The sequence below is a fragment of the Candidatus Binatia bacterium genome (genome assembly GCA_035631035.1).
Lineage (GTDB): Bacteria > Eisenbacteria > RBG-16-71-46 > SZUA-252 > SZUA-252 > DASQJL01.
This window is the reverse complement of record DASQJL010000082.1, coordinates 130,597-150,020: the sequence shown is the minus strand read 5'-3', so window position 1 is coordinate 150,020 and position 19,424 is coordinate 130,597. Positions and strand designations below refer to the sequence as shown.

The 19,424-nt window shown below is 67.8% G+C and carries 12 protein-coding genes; 10 read left to right on the top strand and 2 right to left on the bottom strand.

The annotated features are described in order from the left end of the window. From VE326_09515 to VE326_09480, 8 genes are all read left to right on the top strand, one after another. On the top strand, positions 1–1,618 hold a 1,618-nt coding region (locus VE326_09515), incomplete at its 5' end, for a FlgD immunoglobulin-like domain containing protein (GenBank protein HYJ33443.1). Continuing rightward, entirely contained in the window at positions 1,596–2,984 is a 1,389-nt protein-coding gene (locus VE326_09510; protein ID HYJ33442.1) for a GWxTD domain-containing protein, read from the top strand. The genes VE326_09515 and VE326_09510, both read left to right, overlap by 23 nt. A 360-nt stretch (positions 2,985–3,344) precedes the next feature. After that, on the top strand, positions 3,345–4,658 hold the full coding sequence (locus tag VE326_09505) for a hypothetical protein (protein HYJ33441.1): 1,314 nt from the start codon (positions 3,345–3,347) through the stop codon (positions 4,656–4,658). 393 nt (positions 4,659–5,051) lie between these two features. Further along, entirely contained in the window at positions 5,052–8,021 is a 2,970-nt protein-coding gene (locus VE326_09500) for a TonB-dependent receptor (GenBank protein HYJ33440.1), read from the top strand. Between the two features lie 31 nt (positions 8,022–8,052). Beyond that, positions 8,053–11,028, top strand: a complete 2,976-nt coding sequence (locus VE326_09495; GenBank protein ID HYJ33439.1) for a T9SS type A sorting domain-containing protein — start codon at positions 8,053–8,055, stop codon at positions 11,026–11,028. Between the two features lie 68 nt (positions 11,029–11,096). Beyond that, positions 11,097–12,143 carry a PorV/PorQ family protein gene (locus VE326_09490; protein ID HYJ33438.1) on the top strand — a complete coding sequence of 349 codons (1,047 nt, stop codon included), beginning with the start codon at positions 11,097–11,099 and terminating at the stop codon, positions 12,141–12,143. A 17-nt stretch (positions 12,144–12,160) separates the two neighbouring features. After that, the gene (locus tag VE326_09485) at positions 12,161–13,885 is read left to right on the top strand and encodes a D-alanyl-D-alanine carboxypeptidase (GenBank protein HYJ33437.1); all 1,725 of its coding nucleotides are present in this window, start codon (positions 12,161–12,163) and stop codon (positions 13,883–13,885) included. Next, entirely contained in the window at positions 13,882–14,805 is a 924-nt protein-coding gene (locus tag VE326_09480) for an LD-carboxypeptidase (protein HYJ33436.1), read from the top strand. Before VE326_09485 ends, VE326_09480 begins: the two co-directional genes overlap by 4 nt. 52 nt (positions 14,806–14,857) lie before the next feature. Here VE326_09480 and VE326_09475 read toward each other — a convergent pair whose 3' ends face one another. Beyond that, positions 14,858–16,150, bottom strand: coding sequence for a Glu/Leu/Phe/Val dehydrogenase (locus tag VE326_09475; protein HYJ33435.1), 1,293 nt, complete (start codon positions 16,148–16,150; stop codon positions 14,858–14,860). A gap of 135 nt (positions 16,151–16,285) precedes the next feature. On the opposite strand from VE326_09475, the gene VE326_09470 reads away from it, so the two are divergent. After that, the gene (locus VE326_09470; protein ID HYJ33434.1) at positions 16,286–17,524 is read left to right on the top strand and encodes a rhomboid family intramembrane serine protease; all 1,239 of its coding nucleotides are present in this window, start codon (positions 16,286–16,288) and stop codon (positions 17,522–17,524) included. A 43-nt stretch (positions 17,525–17,567) separates the two neighbouring features. Here the strand turns inward: VE326_09470 and VE326_09465 are convergent, their stop codons facing one another. Continuing rightward, entirely contained in the window at positions 17,568–18,104 is a 537-nt protein-coding gene (locus VE326_09465; GenBank protein ID HYJ33433.1) for a carboxypeptidase-like regulatory domain-containing protein, read from the bottom strand. Between the two features lie 279 nt (positions 18,105–18,383). On the opposite strand from VE326_09465, the gene VE326_09460 reads away from it, so the two are divergent. Then, on the top strand, positions 18,384–19,421 hold the full coding sequence (locus VE326_09460; GenBank protein HYJ33432.1) for a rod shape-determining protein: 1,038 nt from the start codon (positions 18,384–18,386) through the stop codon (positions 19,419–19,421). Positions 19,422–19,424: the final 3 nt, after the last annotated feature.

The window sequence follows — 19,424 nt, the reverse complement described above, 5'->3', positions numbered from 1 at the left end:
GAGCGGCGACTGGATCGTCGCTTCCACCTACGATCAAATCGCTCCCGCCCCCCCCGACGAGCCGGGGTGGTCGCTGCTCGAGTTCGTCTCCCTGTCGGGCGCTCCCGATCGCGCTCCGGTCGGCGGCGTCGGCCGGGTTCGCCGGGTGGCGGTGAAGAACGGGCTCGCCTACGTCGCCGACTATTCCGGCGGCCTCCGGATCTATCGCGCGGGCGGCAGCGATTCCAGCCTGGTCGGGATGGCGCCGCCTTCGGGGAACGGGAGACCGGTGGACGTGGCCGTGGACGCGGCGCTGCCTCTGGTCTACCTCGCGAGCGGCCCATCCGGGCTCGAGGTGGTCCAGGTCGGGAATCCGGCGGCGCCGATTCCCGTCGCGACGTTGACGCTGTCCGGCTCGGCGAGCGCGGTGGCGCAGGTCGGCCCCAACCTGGTCGCCGTGGCCGCGCGCGGATTGAATCCCATCGTCACGTTCGTTCAGGTGGACTACCAGCCGCTCGATTCCACCGTCACGCTCACCGCGCGCGGGGCCGTCGGCAGTCCTTTCGTCCAGGATCCCCGCGGGCTCGCGGCGCGGGACACCGTGCTCTTCGTGGCGGACGAAGCGCTGGGCCTCCTGTCGATCGGCTTCGGCAATCCGGCCCAGCCGGCGGCCTTCGGATCCGCCTCGCTCGCCGGGGCGCGCGACCTCGATCTCTCGGGCACGCGGCTTCTGGTGGCGACGCGGGCCCGTGGGCTCCAGATCGTGGACGTGGCCAATCCCGCGCAGCCGGTCCTGCGCGCGGAGCTCGCGACGCCGCCGCTCCTGGGCGTGACCCAGAACAGCGCGTCCGCGGTCCTCTTCGCCGGCGACGAGGGAGCTCTCGTCGTGGACGTCGGCGTGCCGTCGTCTCCGGTCGTGCGGGGCCCCATCCTTCCGCCCGGCGTCGCCCGCGACGGTTGGTGGACGGGAGACACGCTCCTCATCGCCGCCTCGCTCGGCCTCGAGCGCTATCTCGTGAGCCCGGCGCCCACGACCGTTCCCGCTCTCGACGTCCGTTTGGATCCGGCCTCGGCGACGCCGCGCGCGCTCGTCACGTGGGCTCCGGTCGTCCGCGCGGGGCTGGTCGGGCTGAATCTCTACCGCGATCTCGTGACCCCTTCCGGCGCGGCATCCGATCCGGCGGGCCGCCGCGTGAACCGCGATCTCCTGCCGCCCGGCGCCGTCTCCGCCGTCGACGACTCGCTGGTCGCCGGGGCGACCCAGCGCTACCGGCTGGAGGCCTTCTTCTCCGACGGGAGCTCGGTCAAGGTCGCGGAGGGGACGCTCACGGTGGCCTCGGCTCCGCTCGTCGGCCGCGCCTATCCCAATCCGTTCCGCGCCCGTTCCGGTGCGGTGGCCAGCCTTTCCTACCGGGTGCCCGACGGCTCTGCCGGCGCGCCGCTCACGCTGCGCGTCTTCGACGCGTCGGGGCGGATCGTGCGGGAGTCGCGCGCGGCGGCGGCGCCGGTCTCGGGCTTCGGCATCGTGACGTGGGACGGCCGCGATCGAAGCGGCGCCGCCGCCCCGAGCGGCGTCTACTATCTCCGGCTCACCGGAGCCGGCCTGGACGATTCGCGTGCGATCATCCTGCTCCGCTGATCCGCGGCACGTCGCCGCAGGACTCCTCGCGGCCCTCGCGCTGGCTTCGCCGCCGGCGCTGCCGGGGTTGGGCCCGGCGCGCGCCGGAGCGCAGTACCCGAATCCGAGCCCGCCGACGCAGCCCGAGACGCCCGTGCCCGGAACCAGCGGCGACCGGCCGCGCTTCTCCGTGGACGGAACCGTGGAGCCGGGGGACGCTGGGGTCCCCCTGGTTCGGCTGGACTATCGGCTGGCGCGCTCGGAGCTCCTTTTCGAGCGCCGGCCGGGCGGTTATCACGCCTCGTATGAGGTCAGCGTCGTCTTCTATAAGGAGAAGGGCGGCCGCCAGGTCACCGGCGACACCTTCGTGCGCGACCTCGACGTGAAGACCTATGCCGAGACGCGCCCGATCGGAAACGACATCATCGACCACGTCGACCTCCCCGCGCCGCCCGACAAGTACGAGGTGCAGGTGGCGATCCGCGACCTGGTGGCCGAGCGCACCTCGGCCACGCGCATCGATCTCGAGGTCCAGAAGCAGGCTGCCGGACCCGTCGCGTTCACCGACCTTTCCTTTGGAAACGTGAAGCCGGGGGCCCTCCCGGGGAGCGACCTGCGGGCCGCGCTCGTCCCGAATCCGGCGCGACGCTACAGCGAGGATGTGGCCACCCTGGCCGTGTTCGGCGAGGTCGTGGACTCCCGGCCGGCGGCGGCCGCCGATCCGGGCTACCAGATCCAGTACCGCATCCTCAACGATCAGCAGGAGCGCATCTTGGAGAAGGACACGACCCTCGCGCGCGCGGGGACGCGCACCGCGTTCCTGCTGCGTCCTCCCACGGCCGCGCTCGTTCCCGGAAGCTACCGGTTCCTGGTGGAGCTCAAGGCGCCGATCCTCCCGCAGCCGGGGGGCAAGCGCCAGCCGATCCGCCGGGAGAAGTCGTTCGAGGTCGTGCAATCGGTGGCCAGCATCGTGGCCGATCCGAAGACCACCCTGGAGATCCTCACCTACATCATCACGGATCCGGCCGAGAAGAAGGAGATGGACGCGGCCAAGACCCCAGAGCAGCTGCAGTCTTTCTGGGAGGGGTTCTGGAAGCGGCGCGACCCCACTCCCGAAACGCCGGAAAACGAGGCGATGAGCGAGTTCTATCGCCGGATCGCCTACGCCAATCAACACTTCAGCGTGGGGGTTCCCGGCTGGAAGGTCGACATGGGGAAGGTCTACATCAAGTACGGCCAGCCGGACGAGGTCGTGCGGAGTCCGTTCTCCATCGACAAGCACCCCGAGGAGATCTGGTACTACTACCAACAGCGGAAGACCTTCTACTTCGTCGATCGATACGACTTCGGCCTCTACTACCTGGATTTCCGTTCCTCGCCGCTCTAGACGTGCTTCACGCGACTCCCCCCGGGCTGGTTCAACGCTCTCCCAAGCCGCTGCTAAATAATCGTTTATCCTTCATTTTCGAATAATTCGTTTGACACGCCCGTACGGCGCCCCTAAGGTGCCGCCGATCTCGGAACAGCCTCTCAGGACGTGCTCTCGGGGTGTGGTGTGGCCGTCGCCCTGGCGGCCTAACGGTGTGTGGCTAGAGACATGGAAAGGGGGTGGGGAGCGAGAGTCGAACAGGAACATCTGCTCTCTCGTATTCTCCCCGGACCAGTTTCCAGCAGCAGTAGAGCGCTACGGTCCGGGATGGGGACCCTGGATGGTCTGGGGTCCACTACCTACAGGAGGCAAAACCCGATGTCTCAGCGCAAGCTGATCGTTTTCCTCACGGTCGCGGTTCTGCTCGCGATCACCGCCGGCGTGAGCCAGGCCTCGCTTTCCCGCATGGAAGGCATGGGCCTCGACGTTCCGGTGCTGAGCCAGTTCACCGACGACTACGCGAACATCTACACGTATCCGACGTCGGTCGTGCGGCAGAACAATCTCGTTCTGGCCGAGCTCGGCAACAACCCGAACGACGGGGACGTGAATCCGGTCGCCGTGACCGACCAGAGCTACACGGTCGTTCGCAACTTCCCGCGGCTGGGCGCGATCGCGTTCCAGATGGCCCAGAGCCAGAACGACGTGCTGGACGGGTCGAGCAACCTGAACAATGAGCAGCTCGACATGATCTGGGGCCGCGCGTTCTCGAATCTCGACTTCGCGGTCCGGCTGGACATCACGAACTCGTCGTTCGAGTACTCGGACAACACGCCGGCCACCTACTCGGCTCGCGGCATCGACTTCTCGTTCGATCCGTTCCCGTTCGGCGCCGGCTTCGGGCCGAACCTGATCACGGACGATCCGGTCGACGTGGAGCTCAACACCTACGGCATCACCCCGTCCGTCGCGCTCCATTTCGGCGAGGACGATCGCTTCGAGGCGGCCGCGACCTACCGTCGCTTCACGTTCGAGCGGACGGAGACCCCGGCCGGCGAGACGTGGCAGGACGCCGGCAATGCCTCGTACGGGATCTTCGCGCGCGCCATCATGCACCGCGGCGGCACGCACACCTGGTATCCGGCGGCGTGGTACGTGAACAACGACCTCTCCTGGGAAGCCACGGGCGTTCTGGCGAATCAGGTGGCGGCCGACGAGACCTACAAGCACTACGGCGCGGGCATCTCGGACAACATGCGGGTGAACGACAACAACCTGCTCCTCTGGGGCGTGGTCGTGAGCCAGGACAAGCACTCCTACGAGCGGACCGACCAGAACACCGGCGGCCCGGTCGGCGCGATCCGCACGGCCGAGGACAAGACGACGATGCTTCCGCTCGTCTTCGCCGCCCTCGAGACCGAAGCCACCAGCTGGCTCAAGGTCCGGATCGGCGCGAGCCGCGGCCACGACGTCGGCCGCACCGAGTCGACCGACTTCAACACCCCGGCGTTCTCCTCGACCGAGAAGACCAAGACGGCCGACTTCCGCCTGGGCCTGGGCGCCGGCATCCGGTGGAACAACCTCGACATCGACATGACGATCAACAACCAGTTCCCGCTCTCCGGCGGCTACATCCTGTCGGGGAACCAGGCGACGCCGTTCAACCGCGTCTCCGCGACGTACCACTTCTAGAGACGACCCGGAGCGGGCGACCGCTCCGGCCGGCTGCAAACGGGCCCCCGGCGAAACGCCGGGGGCCTTTCGTTTTGGGCTGCCTTCGTTGGGAAGGCCGACAGGAAGGTTCCCGAAAAATATTGACAGCCCTCCGTACTGTTCCTAGTGTTGAAGTCACGCAAGGTGTTGCGGCCCAATCAACCCCCCGGGCCGATTGAGAGACGACTCAAGGCGGAGGAGGCTGCCAAGAGAAAAAACGCCGGTTAGGGTGCACGAATGCCGATGAGGGGCCCAGTGAAGGGCGAGGGATTCGGCGGCCGCGTCGAAGCGCGCCGCGCGTGGTCTGCAAAGATCAGGGAGGGTGAACCCCGCTTGGCGTTTCCACGCACGAGATTCATAGGAGGGCGAGTCATGGTTCGACCTCGGACGCTTCTGTCGTTAGGCGTCGCCACAATGATCGTGGTGGGCGCCCTTTTTGTTGCTCCGGATGTGCGAGCGGGGACCACGGGCCAGATCTCCGGCACCGTGCGGGACTCGAAGACGGGCGAGCCGATCGGGCTCGCCAGCGTCACGATCCCCGACTTGAAGCGAGGCGCCGTCACCGACGCCTCGGGGAACTACTTCATCCTCAACCTGCCGCCCGGCAAGTACACGGTCCGGGTGGCGCTGCTCGGCTTCATCCCGCAGGCGCGGGAGGGCGTGGAAGTCATTCCCGACTTCAACGCCAAGCTCGACTGGTCCATGGAATCCACGGTGCTGAAGGACGTGGCCGAGGTGACCGTGAAGGCCGAGCGGCCCCTGATCCAGAAGGACGTCACCGGCACGACGAAGTTCCTGGAAGGGGACCAGATCCGCAACCAGCCGCTCCGCGGCTACAAGGACGCGGTGGCCCAGCAGTCGGGCGTCGTGAACTTCCAGGCCCGTCTCGACAACCCGCAGCTCAACGGGAACGAGTCGATGAACGGGAGCACCCTCATCATCCGCGGCGGACGCCCGAACGAGGTGGCCTACTTCGTGGACGGCTTCTCGCAGCAGGACCCGCTCACCGGCTTCTCGACGACGGCGATCAACAACGACGCGGTCAGCGAGATCGTGGTGCAGTCGGGCGGCTTCAACGCGGAGTACGGGCGCATCAACTCCGGCGTCGTCAATGTCGTGACCCGCGAGGGCTCGGACAAGTATTTCGGCTCGATCGAGGGCGTCACCGACAACCTGTCCGGCAGCTGGATCAGCGCCCCGCGCCGGGACAACAACACCTACGCGCTCTCGCTCGGCGGCCCGATCGCGCCCAGCGTCAAGATGGTGAATTTCTACCTGTCGGGCGAGCGCCGCTTCAACCGGGACCGCAACCCCAGCTTCCAGACCGACAAGGTCGCGTACGCGCCGCAGGGAGCGATTTCCACGGACTTCTTCGAGAATGGGATCCTCCCGGCCAACTCCAGCGCCTCCTGGGCCTCGGTCGGCAAGCTCACGATCAAGCCCTCGCCGCTGCACACGCTGAAGATCGGCGGGACGCTGAACGACGAAGACTGGCAGCAGTACCTGAACAGCTATCGGTTCGACCTCCGCCATGCCCCGCGGTACGAGGACAAGAACCGCTCGGTCTACGGGACGTGGAACCAGAGCCTCTCGGACCGCGCCTACTACGAGGTGAAGGCGAACTACTTCCTTACCGAGCGCATGCGCGGCGACGGCGTGGCCTTCGACGATCTGAAGGCGTACGCCCGGCCGAACGGCAACCCGTCCTACGACCAGTCGGAAGCGCTCTTCTGGTACGGCGACGACAGCCCGACCGGCGCCCACGTATTCGACGACTTCCTCCATCGGAAGTCCTCGTACGTGGGGTTCGCCGCGAACTACGCGAACCAGCTGACGCGCTCCTTCCAGCTGAAGGCGGGCGGGGACTACCAGCGTCACACGCTCCGCTACTACGACCACTACTTCCCGTCGCAGCTGTATGACGCGAACGGGAACCCCGATAACACCCGGGACGTGGATCGCTACGGCTACGACGCGCTGGGGAACGAGCTGAACGAGGGGGACACCTTCACCGACACGAACGGCAACGGGAGCTATGACGTCGGCGAGCCCTTCAGCGACAAGAACGGGAACGGTCTCTACGACAGCCCGCTCGACGTGCCGAAGCATCCCAAGGTGGCCTCGCTCTACGTGCAAGGCAAGTACGAGCGCCTGGGCCTGGTGCTGAACACCGGCCTCCGGTGGGACTATCTCACTCCCTCGACGGATGCGCTCCGGAGCGAGACCCTTCCGCTGGATCCCGACGCGACCGGCACCGACTCGCGCCTCCAGGCGACCGATCTCCAGAAGTCGAAGGTCTATCAGCGCATCTCGCCACGGCTGGGCGTCGGCTTCCCGGTCAGCGACCAGACGCTGCTCCACGTGAACTACGGCAAGTTCTTCCAGCAGCCGAACCTCCAAGACCTCTACGTCTCCTACGCCTTCCTGGAGCACAAGATCCGGACGGGCGGTTACTTCGTCGGGTTCGGCAATCCGAACCTGAAGCCCGAGCAGACGACGGCGTACGAGCTGGGGATCCAGCACACGCCGAACGACCGCTCGCGGGTCGAGGCGTCGGCGTATTACAAGGACGTGAAGGACCTCGTCGAGATCACAAACATCCCCTCGTCTCCGAACGCGTTCTCCTCCTACCGGAATCGCGACTTCGCGACGATCAAGGGGCTCGACCTGGCGTACACCCTGCGGCGCACCGGCCTGGTGGCGTTCAACGCTTCGTACAGCTTGAGCTGGGCGCGCGGCACGGGATCGCTGTCGCAGACGCAGCGCAACATCGCCTGGTACGCGGCCGAGACGCCGAAGATGTCCTCGCCCCTCGCGTTCGATCAGCGGCACAAGCTCTCGGCGAACCTGGATTTCCGCTATGACAAGGGACAGGGTCCGACGTGGCACGGCAACCACATCCTCGAGAACGCCGGCATCAACATCCTCGCGAACGCGGCGAGCGGCACGCCCTACACGCCCACGAAGGTCTACAACGAGGTGACCCTGGCCAACACGGCGAGCGAGCCGAGCGGTCCGGTGGACGCGCGGTACGGCCCGTGGACGTTCCAGGTCGACGCCAAGCTGGGCAAGACGATCTCGATCGGGCACCAGAATCTGGACGTCTACATCTGGGCGCTCAACATCTTCAATCGGGACAACGTCTACACCGTCTACACCTCTTCCGGCTCGGCCGTCACGACCAACTGGCTGGAGACGGCGGAAGGGCAGGCCTTCATCGAGGGCAACGCCGCCAAATACGGCGTCGATGGAGCCACCCAGCGCTATGAGCTGGCCGAGCAGTCGCCCCTGCTGCACGGGGTGCCCCGGATGGTGCGATTCGGCGCCAAGCTGAGCTTCTGACATGGGACCGAGGCTAAGGAGGGCCCAACGGATGAAATCCCTGAAGTGGATCGGGGCGGCGGCGCTCATCACGCTGCTCGCCGCTCCGGGCGTCCTGGCGGCGACGCGGGTGGGCTTCGTGCCGTCGCACCGCGCGACGAAGGCTCAGCGCGCCGCGCAGACGATCGACAATACCGGCCGCATGAACGTGAACAACCTCGACATGGTGGTCACGAATCACGGCTCGCTGGCTTATGACCTTCTCACCGGCAACGCGGGGCTGATCTACCCGCGCGGCACGATCAAGACGGCGGTTTTCGCTGCGGGATTGTGGCTGGGCGCGCTGGTCACGGACTCGACCGGGACCAACATCCGTGCCGCGGTCGGAGAGTACTCGCAGGAGTACACGCCGGGCCCGATGGCGGGGGGCACGTTCCAGTCCGACAACCCGTCCTTCCATAATTTCCGGATCGAGCGCGGCCACACCCTCACGGGCACCGACCTCACCGACTACATCGCTCAGGGCGGGCCCCTCGACAGCACGGGCGCGCCGCAGCTCTTGGGCGACGCCACGATCTGGAGCGTGTTCAACGACGCCGATCCGGGCGTGCACACGAACGAGGCGGGGAGCACCCCGCCCCTAGGTATCGAGGTGCAGCAGTCGGTCTTCGCCTACAACCGCTCCGGTGCGCTCGGAAACATCATTTTCGTGAAGTGGCGATTCATCAACAAGGGCTCGAACACACTCGACTCGACGTACGTGTCCGTGTGGAGCGATCCCGACCTGGGCGGCGCCACCGACGACCTCGTCGGCTGCGACACCACGCTGAGCCTGGGCTACTGCTACAACGCGACGAACAGCGATGGAACCTACGGCAGCACGCCTCCGGCCGTCGGCTATGACTTCTTCAAGGGTCCGACCGTCGGCGGCAATCCGCTGGGGATGACCTCGTTCAACAAGTACGTGAACGGCACCGACCCCTCGTCGCAGGTCGAGACCTACAACTACATGCGTGGTCTCAACAAGGACGGCAGCCCGATCCACGTGCTCAACGACACGACCCTGGCGATCACGAAGTTCCAGGTCTCGGGGCTCAACCTGAACGCCGCCAGCACCGCGACGAACTGGCTCGATTCCAACCCTGGCGACCGCCGCCTGCAGCTCTCGTCGGGACCCTTCACCATGGCCCCGGGAGACACGCAGGAAGTCGTGACGGCAATCATCATTGGCCAGGGCACCGACCGGATCTCGTCGGTCAACGACTTGAAGAACAAGGACGCCGCCGCGCAGACCGTGTTCGACCTGAACTTCGACATCCCCCAGCCGCCTCCGAGCCCGACGGTGTACGTGCAGCCGCTCGATCGGGCGGTTCGGCTGATCTGGGATCGAACCGCCGTCGGCACGCACTCGGCGAACGCCTTCCTCGGGCAGGACTTCGTGTTCGAGGGCTACCGCGTCTGGCAGCTTCCTTCGGCGGGCGGCGGCACCCCCAAGGTGATCGCCACCTTCGACCAGGCGGGGAACGCCATCGGGCCGATCTACTCCGATCTCTTCAACTCCGCGGTCGGGGCGGTGGAGCGGACGCTCGTGATCAACGGCACCGACGAGGGGCTCCGCTTCCAGCTGGACATCACCAACGACGCGATCCGCGGCGGACGGCTGGTCAACTACAAGGATTACTACTTCGCTGTCACCGCGTTCTCGTACGACAGCCTGAACGTGACGCCGTATACGCTCGGCGTGAACCAGTTGGGGATCGTGAGCGACGTCCTGGAGAGCGCCCTCAATGTGGTCCACGCGGTCCCGAAGGGGAGCAACGCCATCTTCACGGTGCCGACGACGCAGATCGCGGGCTCCTTCGTGGGGAATACGTTCGTCGTGCAGCAGGTCTCGCCGACGGTGGCGGATTCGACCTACCACCTGGTGGTGACCGGGCCGGGCGGGCTGTTCAGCATCGTCAACACGATCACCGGGGACACCATCGTCACGAATCAGACCTCCGCGATCGTCAACGGGTTCACGCCGGTGTTCACCGAGAACAGCACGCCGGCCGTGCTTCAGCAGCTGGAAGGCGGCAACTGCCTTGCCTGCGCGACCGACTCCATCAGCTTCATGCCGGGGCCGGCGGTCGTGGATTCGTCGGGGACGTACATCCTGAGCAACTACCTGCATTACCCGGACGAGCCGGTGCCTCCGGAGGACTACATCTTCGACCCTGATCTTCCCGAGCTGGGGCACGACTTCCTGATCCGGGTGCTTCCGGATACGACCGAGTACGCCTGGGCGTATGCCGGTGGCGCCGATTCTCCCCAAGCGACGTTCAAAGTCCCGTTCGAGCTCTACGACCTGGGCCTCTGCTCGCTTCAGGATCCGAGCGACGACGTGCGGATCACTCCGGAGATCCGCGATCGCAACGGGAACGGGAGGTTCGACTGGGGCGATGCGCTGTACGTTCGCGACATCCCCTACGCGAGCGTGGCCTGGAACACGGCCATCACCTCGGGTGACTACTCGGCGAACGACGAATCGTACGGGCGGTTGACCTTCTACCAGGCGCCAGGGTCCACCGCGGCGCTTCCGGCCCCGAGCCGGATCTTGATCCGCGGTCCCTCGCTCTGTCCGGGCGACGTCTTCGCATTCCGCACGGTGCCGGCAGGCGCGGCGCCGGGCTCGGTCGTGGGGAACGACCTGACCAAGATTCGCGCGGTGCCCAATCCGTACTACGCGCACTCGCAATACGAGCTGAGCCAGTTCGACCGAGTGCTCAAGTTCACGAACATCCCCGGCTCCCGAGAGGTCACGATCCGGATCTTCAACCTGGCCGGAGACCTCGTCCGCACCATCCGCCGGTCGGCGCAGGCGGGGAATGACATGTCCAGCTCTCAGATCAGTTGGGATCTGAATACCGAGAACCGTCTGCCGGTGGCGAGCGGGATCTACATCGCCCGCATCGAGGTGGCCGGGATCGGGGCTACGACCTTGCGTATCGCCGTCTTCGTCGAGCAGGAACGGCTCGACAACTTCTGATGCGAACGGGGGCGGACATGACACCCATGAAAACGAACCATCCTTCCAAGGGACGGAGGGTCGGAACCATGAAGCGGTTTCTGATGCAATGGGTCCTGCCTGCCGCCATGCTGGCGCAGGCCGCTACGGCCGGCGCCGGCGGGCTGGACCGTATCGGCACCTCGGGTGCGCAGGAGCTGCGCATCCCGGTCGGGGCCTCGTCGATCGCAACGGGAGGCTCGACCGTGGCCGTCGGAGACGGCCTCCGCAACATCTACTGGAACCCCGCCTCGCTGGCGGGGACCGACCAGAACGAGGGGATGGTCTCCTACACCAGCTACCTCGGCGATTCGAAGGTGAACTACGGCGCCGTATCGACCCATCTCGGCAGCCAGGGGCAGATCGGCTTCTCGGTGAAGATCCTGAACATCGGAGACATCATCGTGACGACGGAGGACGCGCCGGACGGAACGGGCGAAGTGCTCAATCCGAACTTCGGCGTGTTCGGCATCACGTACGGGCGCCGCATGACCGACCGGGTGCATCTCGGGGTGACCGGATCGTACATTTCGGAGAAGGTCGCCGACGTGAGCGCCACCGGCTTCGCCGTGGATCTCGGCGTCCAGTACGACACGGGCTGGCGCGGGCTCCGCTTCGGATTCGCGATGAAGAACGTCGGGCCCGATATGCGGTTCAGCGGGTCCAACCTGGAACAGCGGGTCGTGCTGCCCAGCGACGATCCGGCCGCCAGCGGGCACGTGCTTCAGCTGCAGGCCGCCTCGTTCGAGCTGCCGTCCTATCTCCAGATCGGGGTCTCGTACGACATTCCGATGGGAGGCGAGGACCGGCACACGACGATCACCGGCGCGTTCCAGGGAAACAACTTCACCACCGACGAGTACCACGTCGGCGCCGAAGTCCCGATCGGGAGCTTCCTGGCGCTTCGCGGGGGGTTCGTGGGACAGGTGCCGATCAAGGATGCGGACCGGCAGCCGAACTACCTGTACAGCTACACCTACGGGGCGGGCTTCAACTTCAAGCTGGGCGACCGTCCGTTCGCGCTCGACTGGGCTGGCCAGCACGTGGGTGATTTCTTCGAGGACAACCAGCAGGTTTCGCTCCACATCGCGTTTTGACCCGCGGTAGCGCGAGCGTGCTGCGACGGGGCGGGCCCTTCGGGGTCCGCCCCGCTTCGCTTCCGGCGCTCGGCGCGGTGGTCGCCGCGTTCTTCGCCGCCGCGGCGCCCGGGGCGCTCCTCGCCGGGGCGGTGGGCGCCGCGCTCCTCGCGGGTACGTCGGCCGCCGCCGCCTCGCCCGTGATCGCTCACGGCCCCCTGGCCGATTCGGTCGCGGCGGCGGTCGCCGAGCTCGACGGCCAGGCCGACGTCGGCGCCCTCGCGGTGTCCCTCGATCGGGGCGATACCCTGTTCGGGCTGAACGAGGACCGCCGCCTCATCCCGGGCAGCAACACGAAGATCTTCACGACGGCCGCCTTCCTCCGCCGCTACGGCCCCTCCGCGCGCTTTACGACCACGATCGAAGCGCGGGGAAGGGCGGAGCAGGGGAAGAAGGGCGTGCGTCTCAAGGGTGCCCTGGTGCTCCGTCCGGCGGGTGTCCCCGACGTGACGCAGATCCTCGCGCCCGGCTCGAAGGGCCTCCTCGACTCGCTCGCCGTCCTCCTCCGTGCCGGAGGACTGGAGCGCTTCGAGGGGACGCTCTGGGTGGACGGCACCCTCTTCGCCGACGAGGGGTACGGTCCCGGTTGGGCGGTCGAGGACGTGCCCTGGTCGTACGGGACGCTTCCCAACGCGGTGATGGCGAACGGGAACGCCGCGACGCTGACGCTGGTGGGCGGCTCCAAGGAGGTGGATCTGGCCCTCGATCCTCCGGAGACGCCGATCGCGATCGCGTCCCGGCCGGCGCTGCTTCCCGAGGGCGCCGCCGGCGCCGTCGATCTCGACCGCGCGCTGGGCTCGCGGTGGCTGCGCGTGGCCGGAGCCGTGCCGCGCGGCGTCACCCTGAAGAAGCAGCTCTCGGTGCCCGAGCCCGACTCGGCCGCCGGGCTCTGGCTGCTTGGCGCGATGAGGCGGGCGGGGATCGAGGTGAAGCGCGCGGAGGTGCGGCTCGTTCCGCGCGAGACGCTCGGCGCGGGGCTTCTCGGCGGGGCCGGCGGGAGCGGGGGCGCCCCCGGCAAGGGGGGCGCCTCCGGCAAGGAGGGCGCCGCTCGGGAACGCGCGGCGGCGGCCGATACCGGATGGGCGGCGGTGCGGCGCGATCGGACATCGGCGGTCCTGACGCTCCTGTCTCCGCCGGCGTCCGCCATGATCGGCGTCGTGCACGCGCTCAGCCTGAACGCCGAAGCGGATGCGCTGCTGCACCTGCTCGATCCGTCGGCGCGCGAGAAGCGGCGCGCGGCGGGCCTCATCGAGGCGCGCCGCGCCGCGGCCGGCGCCGGGGTCGACACGCTCGATCTCTCCCTGGTGGACGGCTCGGGCCTCTCGCCTCAGAATCTCGCCACCGCGCGCGCGCTCGCGGCGTGGCTGGTCGCGATGCATCGGGACTCGACCCTGGCGGCTCCCTTTCGGGAGGGGCTCGCGGGCCCCGGGGAGAACGGAACCCTGAGGCGGCGATTTCCGGGACTCGATCCGGGGGCGAACCTGCGCGCGAAGACGGGCACGCTGACCAACGTGAGCAGCCTTTCGGGATACGTGACCTCGGCGTCGGGCGAGCGGATCGCCTTCGCCGTGATCACGAACGGGAACCGGGGAAGCACGACGTCCGCAAAACAGCTGGAGGAACGGCTCGTGGGAATGCTGGCGCGTCGGGGAGGGGAAGCGGCCGGGATGACGGGCTCGCCGCCGCCCCGCATTCCGCGTTGAAGCCGATCGCCCCGCCGAGGCTCCGTCCGGGAGACCGGATCGGGGTCGTCGCGCCCTCCGGACCGGTGCTCCCACGCGCCCTCGTCTCAGGCGCTCGCGTCCTCGAGGAGGCGGGCTTCCGGATCGTCTTCGGCAAGCACGTGCGCGACCGCCGCGGCCACCTGGCCGGCTCCGACCGCGCGAGGCTGGACGACCTGAACCGGATGTTCCGCGATCCCGACATCCGGTGCGTCCTCATGGCGCGGGGCGGCTACGGCGCCATGCGTCTCGGCTCCGGCGTCGACTGGAGCGCGCTGCGCCGCGATCCCAAGCTGTTCGCCGGGTTCTCCGACGCCACCTTCCTCCACCTGGGGATCGCGCGCCACGCGGGCGTGCGCACGCTGCACGGACCCAACCTGCACGGGCTGGGTGCCAGGAGGGGAACCGAGCTCGCCCGCCTTCTCGCCTGGCTCACCCAGCCGATGCCCTCGGAGCGGGTGCGCACGTTCGCCGCCCCGCGGCGCGTGGACGGCGCTTCGGGAATGGCGCGCGGGTGCGTGATGGGAGGAAATCTGGCGCTCGTCCATTACGCGGCGGCCGCGGGGCACCTGCCCGCGCTGCGGGGATGCATCCTCTTCCTCGAAGAGGTGAACGAGCCCCCGTACAAGGTGGACGGGATGCTCTGCGCCTTGAGCCAGGGGGGCTGGATGAAGGGGGTGCGCGGGATCGTCCTCGGCGACTTCACCCGCTGCCTGCCGCGGAAGGGCTATCGCGAGCTTCGCCTGCGGGAGGTCCTGACCGATCACCTGAAGCCGATGCGGGTACCCGCCTGGTCCGGCCTCTGCGCCGGCCACGGGCCGAGAAATTATCCCGTGCCGTTCGGGGCTCGGGCGACGTTGGCCAAGGGCAGACTCTTCTACGAAGAGGGCGTCGTTTCGTAGGCTGCCCATCCCTCAGTGCCCGCGCCGCTTTCCGCGCCGCAAGCGGCGCGGATCATGCATACACCCCCCGCAGCTGAATCGCATCCACCACGCGCTTGATCGCCAGCATGAACGCGGCGACGCGGAACGAGACCTTGTGCTCGTCCGCCATCGAGGCGACGTCGTGGAAGGCCTGCACCATGATGTGCTCGAGGCGGTCGTTCACTTCCTCCTCGCGCCAGAAGAGTCCCTGCCGGTCCTGGACCCATTCGAAGTAGGAGACGGTCACGCCGCCGCTGTTGGCGAGGATGTCGGGCACGACCAATACGCCCGCCTTGTTCAGGATCTTGTCGGCGCGCGTCGTCGTGGGGCCGTTCGCTCCTTCGGCGATAATCCGAGCCTTGATCTTGCCCGCGTTGGCGTGGGTGATCTGATTCTCCAGCGCCGCGGGAATCAGGATGTCGCAGGGGACCTCGAGGATCGCCTTTCCCTGGATCGGCTTTCCGCCCGAGAAGCCGGCGACCGATTTGGTCATGGCGAGATGCTTCAGGAGCGCCGGCATGTCGAGACCGGCCGGGTTCTGCACGCCGCCGTGCACGTCGCTGACCGCCACAATCCGGGCGCCGTCCTTGGCCAGCAGGTCCGCCGCCACCGAGCCCACGTTGCCGAATCCCTGCACGACGACCTTGGCGCCCTTCAGATTGAGCCCGATCCGCTTCGCGGCCTCGCGGATGCAGAAGAGGACGCCGCGGCCGGTGGCCTCGCGGCGTCCCGCCGAGCCGCCCAGCGCCAGCGGCTTTCCGGTGACCACCGACGTCACCGTGTGGCGCGCGTGCATCGAGTAGGTGTCCATGATCCAGGCCATCGTCTGTTCGCCGGTGTTCACGTCGGGGGCGGGGACGTCCGATTCGGGCCCGATCACGTCGATCATGTCGGCGGTGTAGCGCCGCGTGAGCCGCTCCAGCTCGCCGAGCGACATCTTCGAGGGATCGCACTGGATCCCGCCCTTCCCGCCGCCGAAGGGAATGCCGACGACGGCGCACTTCCAGGTCATCCACGCGGCGAGCGCCATGACCTCTTCCAGGGTGACGTCCGGGTGGTAGCGGATCCCGCCCTTGGCGGGGCCGCGGATGATCGAATGCTGGACCCGGTACCCGGTGAACACGCGGAACGTCCCGTCGTCCATGTGGACCGGGAGCTTGACGATGGTGGCGCGGCGCGGCTCCTTGATGATCTGGAGGAAGGAGGGATCCAGCTTGAGCCGGGCGGCAGCCTCTTCGAACTGGAGCCTGGCGTTTTCGAGCGGGTCCAGCTCCTTCTGGAGCTCGGTGCCCATGTCCATACCGGTATGGGTGACGCTTTCCATGGCCTTCCTTTTTGTGGTGGCGGCGTGCCGGGAGCCGGCGTGCGCGGAGGTGCGGCGATACCGATTTCGGCGCCCGGTAGTTTAGAGAACGAGAAGGGCTGCCTTCAAGGGGCTGGTCGTGCTATTTCTAAGCCGATGTACTACTTCTACTGGCTGCCGGTCGGGACCGACGCCCGGGTCCGGGGGACCCCCTTGGCGACGCTCGGGCTGGTGCTCCTGAACGTGGCGGCCTTCGGAGCGATCCTCGTGAGCGGGGGGAACGTCGAGGCGCTCTATGCCATGTCCTTCAAGGCCGCCGACCCCACCATCCCGACGGCCCTCGCTTCGCTCTTCCTGCACACCGGATTCCTCCACCTCCTCGGAAACATGGTTTTCCTGTCGGTGTTCGGCCCTGCGATCGAGTCGAGGCTGGGGACGGTCCGGTACCTGGTGGCCTACCTGGCCTGCGGCTGGCTCGCGAACCTGGCCCAGGCCGCGGCGATCCTCGCCTTCACGCCCGAGCTGGCCGCGGTGCCGATCGTGGGCGCCTCGGGAGCCGTGTCGGGGCTCATGGGCCTCTTCGCGGTGCGCCTCTACTTCGCGCGCCTGCGGTTCGTCTCGGTGACGGTGCTCTTCCTGCACGGCACGGTCCGCCCGGCCCGCGTGACGCTGCCCGCGCTGGTGGGAATCGGACTCTGGTTCCTGCTCTCCGGGGTCTTTCTCCTCTCGGGGGCGGCCTCGGAGACCGCCCTCGTGGCGCACCTGGGCGGGGCGCTCTTCGGAGCTTTCTTCGGCCTCGTGATGGGGCTCGTCCCCGAGGGCCGGCTGGAGCACCGCCTGGCGCGGGGCGCCCGCTACTCCGAGCGGGGGGAGTGGTACGCCGCGCTGGGGGAATACGAGGGCTACCTCGTGGCGCGCCCGCGGGACCCCGAGGCGCTGGCGCACGCGGCGCGCCTTCTACGCGTGGTGCACCAGGACGGGAAGGCGGGGGACCGGTTCATCGAGGCGATCCAGGCGTGGCTGAAGCGCGGCGCGATCGAGCCGGCGTGCGACGCCTACGAGGAGATGCGGCGGCTGCTCGGCCTGTCGGCGGTGCTGCCCCCCGTGGAGCAGCTACGGGTGGCGCGGGGCTTCGAGGAGCTGGGACGGCCCAGCGAGGCGAGCCGCGCCTACGAGGCCTACGGGCGGAGCTACCCCGAGCGGCACGCCGCCTCGCTCGCGCTTCTGCGGAGCGCGGACATCGAGCGCCGCGCCCTCAATAACCCGGGGCGGGCGCGCTACATCTACGACGAGCTGCTGCGGCGGGAGCTGCCGGCGGACATCGCCGAGATGGTGCGCGAGCGGAAGCAGGTGACCGAACGGGCGCTGGAGCGTCTGCATCGCGGGGCCGCCTGACCTCGCCTCGGGCGGCCCCGCTCGAGGCTTCTCGAGAGCCTGCCTAGGGCAGGCAGCCCGACTCGGCCAGCTCCTTGTTCCGGCTGTCGCTGTCGAACAGGTAGACCCGGAACTGGCGCCCGGGCGAGAGGGTCGCCCGCGGCACGCACTTGGAGATGAGGCCGTTCTCGAGACTGGCTTTCGACTCCTGGATGACCAGCTCCTTGGGCATCAGCGTCCGGTCGGGAGCGACGAACCAGAGGAGAACCGTGACGTCGTTCGAGGGGTCGTAGGGGGCGCGGAGCTCGTAATCCCCGTTGGACTCAGTCACCGCGCGGCCGACCACGTCGCCGCCCATGAAGAGCGAGACCTGGACCCCGCCGATCGGCCGGTTGTTCACGTCCAGGACCGTTCCCGCGAAGGACGCGAGGTTCCGGTCGACGCCGAGCGTCTTCATCTCGTCGATCTTCGGCTGGCGCCCCGTGTCGCGATCCCGGTCGGACGCGGACCCGCCCGGGGGCGGGGCGGCGAGGGCGGCGGGAGCCGCCAGCAGGAAAAGAAGGGCGATGTTTCCGAGGAACCTCAAGTTCGATCCCGCCATGGCCGATACCCTCCCTGTCACGTCGCGGGCCACACTCGTCCCTCGGCGGACGCTAGCATCCGTATCCCAGCCTGTCAACGCGGCTTCCGTGGAGAATCCGGGCTTGCGCCTCTGTAGTGCGTTTGATACCTTGCGTTCGCTTCGTACCTCAACGCTTGCTGTGCCCGCACGGTTCGCCAACGGGGTCGCCGACTTGAGTGTTTTTGGGGGGGTGGCTGACGACGGGAAGCGGCGGCGGCCCAGCCTGCCACCTTGCACGATAGCGTTCGGGAGGCACGGATGTTTCTCGACCAGGTGATGGGTGTGTTCTCGAACGACGTCGCGATCGACCTGGGCACCGCCAATACGCTCGTCTACCTCCGCGGCAAGGGGATCGTCCTGAACGAGCCCTCCGTCGTGGCGGTGGACCGCACCACGAACCGCGTGATCGCGGTGGGCAAGGAAGCGAAGAGCATGCTGGGCCGCACGCCCGACGAGATCGTCGCGGTGCGGCCGCTCAAGGACGGCGTGATCGCCGACTTCGAGAAGACCGAAGACCTCCTCCGCGAATTCATCCAGAAAGCCCTCCGCCGCCGCACCTGGGTGCGCCCCCGCATCATCATCTGCGTTCCTTCGGGCATCACCGAGGTGGAGAAGCGCGCCGTGCAGGACTCGGCGCAGCACGCGGGCGCGCGCGAGGTGCTCCTGGTCCCCGAGCCGATCGCCGCGGCCATCGGCGTGGGGCTGCCGGTAGGCAAGCCGTCGGGGAACATGATCATCGACATCGGCGGCGGCACGACCGAGATCGCGGTCATGGCGCTCAACTCGATCGTGAACCAGCAGTCGATCCGCGTCGGCGGCGACGAGATGGACGAAGCGATCGTCCAGTACGTGAAGAAGGCCTACAACCTCCTGATCGGCGAGCAGACCGCCGAGCAGATCAAGATCAAGATCGGCTCCGCCTTCCGCCTCGAGCAGGAGGAGGAGATGGAGATCAAGGGGCGCGACCTGGTGGCCGGCATCCCGAAGACGATGAAGATCTCGTCCGTCGAGGTGCGCGAGGCGCTGAGCGAGCCGCTGCAGCAGATCGTCGACGCCCTGATGCAGTCCCTGGAGAAGACGCCGCCCGAGCTGGCCTCGGACATCGTCGACCGCGGCATCGTCATGACGGGAGGCGGCTCCCTCCTGCGCGGCATCGACATGCTTCTACGCGAGGCCACGAATCTTCCGATCACGGTCGCGGAAGACCCGCTCTCCTGCGTGGTGCTGGGGACCGGCAAGATCCTCGACGACCCCACCCAATACGAGAAGGTGCTCATGTCGGTGGTGCGTGACTGAGCC

What these genes read in the sequence shown, in the direction of transcription:
- VE326_09505 (HYJ33441.1), top strand. Translation starts at nt 3,345, where the DNA reads ATGTCTCAGCGCAAGCTGATCGTTTTCCTCACGGTCGCGGTTCTGCTC.
- VE326_09500 (HYJ33440.1), top strand. Translation starts at nt 5,052, where the DNA reads ATGGTTCGACCTCGGACGCTTCTGTCGTTAGGCGTCGCCACAATGATC.
- VE326_09495 (HYJ33439.1), top strand. Translation starts at nt 8,053, where the DNA reads ATGAAATCCCTGAAGTGGATCGGGGCGGCGGCGCTCATCACGCTGCTC.
- VE326_09490 (HYJ33438.1), top strand. Translation starts at nt 11,097, where the DNA reads ATGAAGCGGTTTCTGATGCAATGGGTCCTGCCTGCCGCCATGCTGGCG.
- VE326_09475 (HYJ33435.1), bottom strand. Translation starts at nt 16,150, where the DNA reads ATGGAAAGCGTCACCCATACCGGTATGGACATGGGCACCGAGCTCCAG.
- VE326_09470 (HYJ33434.1), top strand. Translation starts at nt 16,286, where the DNA reads ATGTACTACTTCTACTGGCTGCCGGTCGGGACCGACGCCCGGGTCCGG.
- VE326_09465 (HYJ33433.1), bottom strand. Translation starts at nt 18,104, where the DNA reads ATGGCGGGATCGAACTTGAGGTTCCTCGGAAACATCGCCCTTCTTTTC.
- VE326_09460 (HYJ33432.1), top strand. Translation starts at nt 18,384, where the DNA reads ATGTTTCTCGACCAGGTGATGGGTGTGTTCTCGAACGACGTCGCGATC.